Here is a 1574-nt window from a genome sequence, read left to right on the forward strand (position 1 = left end):
TGCCACTTGCTAAATTTGGTAATATAATGTCTTTATTACCATTTGAAGTAAAAGAGGTTGTAAGTATATTTTTACCAATTATATTAAATAAAGAAACTGTTGTTTTTTCATTAGGTAAACCACTTATTCTAAGAGTAGATTTATTTGATTTATATATACTGATATTTTCAGTATTTAAATTTTCCTCTATACTTAAAGTATTATTAGTGGTGTGTATAAAAAATCTCCCAGCACCATTTAAGGCTTTATCTAAAGTAACAGAATAGCTACTGTTCGCGTCTTTTAAATAAGTAAAAGTATTACTGTCTCTATCCTCAATAAATACTTTTAAAGCTTCAGGAAAATTAGAAACATTTACAGAAAAGGCAATTTCTTGGTTTTTTTCAGCAATTACACCCACAGGTATAACCATTTCTTCAAAATCATTATTAGGTAATGTTTGTATCGCTAATTTTTCTCCGATGTTATCAGTTAATAACTCAGTAAAAACGGCAAAATTAGTAGTTACCCCATTAAACATTTTAGAGTCATAACCAGCATCAAACCCAGTTGTTTTACCATCTATATAGTAAACATTTGTAGCCGATTTTATTTTGTTATTACTCATAAGTAATTCAAGAGAAGGTTTGGTTGCTTGCTTCAAAAAAGTATCGGTACCTTGATGACTTAGATTAGATGTAAAAAAGGTGACATTACTATTAGAAGAAGCTTCTACAAAAAACCCTTGTGAAGGGGCAATCTCAATTGGGTTTGCATTGTTATGAGTTACGTATTGTGTGCCATCCCAAAGCCAAAAGGTAGCATTGCCAATTACAGAGTTACTACCAGCCAAAGTAGCCGAATTGATAAAGCTGGTAAATGGATTACCTATTAGGTTATAGTTATTTCTAGTACCCGTACTTATTGGAAGTGGATAATTTGCTGTAATTAAGCTTCCTGTAGTGGTAATATCACCAGGAGTAGCCAATTTTACAGAAAACCCATACCCAGGAGTAGTACTACCTGTAGAAGAAGAGGTGGCATAAAACCAAGGAGTAGCTCCGTTGTTTGTGAAGTAACCAATACCTAAGTTACTTTCAGTTCCAGAGGCAAAATTATTATTCGCAATAATATCTTGTTGTGTTTCACCAGATACAGGAGTGCTAACTAGATACCAATTAGTATCGGCTATGTTTCTACTATAAGTAACGCTTGCGGTTACACTAGCTGTTGCAATTAATGAAGCTCCAGTATTAATAGTAATGCTATTTACAGTAACTGGAGAGCTAATGGTTGGGTAGTTAGTTAATCCAGAAGGAACAATAACGTTAGCCGTTGTTGGAGGCACTGCATTGTAGTTCCAGTTAGCAGCAGTATTCCAATTATTATCTGTAGCTCCTGTCCAAGTATAATTCCCTGTAACAGTTACACTTTTGTTAGAGGAACTAGGACACGCACCTGCTGTTGTATAAGTAACTGTATAGACACCTGGAATTGATGCAGAAACATCTATTGTACCTGTTGAAGCATTAATACTCAATCCTGCAGTAGAAGAAAAAGTTCCTTCACCTAAACCTGTAATTGTAGGTGTTGGA

At 34.1% G+C, this 1574-nt stretch carries 1 pseudogene; it reads right to left on the minus strand.

The features are described 5' to 3' along the window. Nucleotides 1-1574 (minus strand): annotated as a pseudogene (locus tag ACTG3S_RS12300) (hypothetical protein); the annotation flags it as partial.

The sequence above is a fragment of the Polaribacter sp. genome, assembly GCF_965656025.1.
In the GTDB taxonomy this organism is placed as follows: Bacteria; Bacteroidota; Bacteroidia; order Flavobacteriales; family Flavobacteriaceae; genus Polaribacter.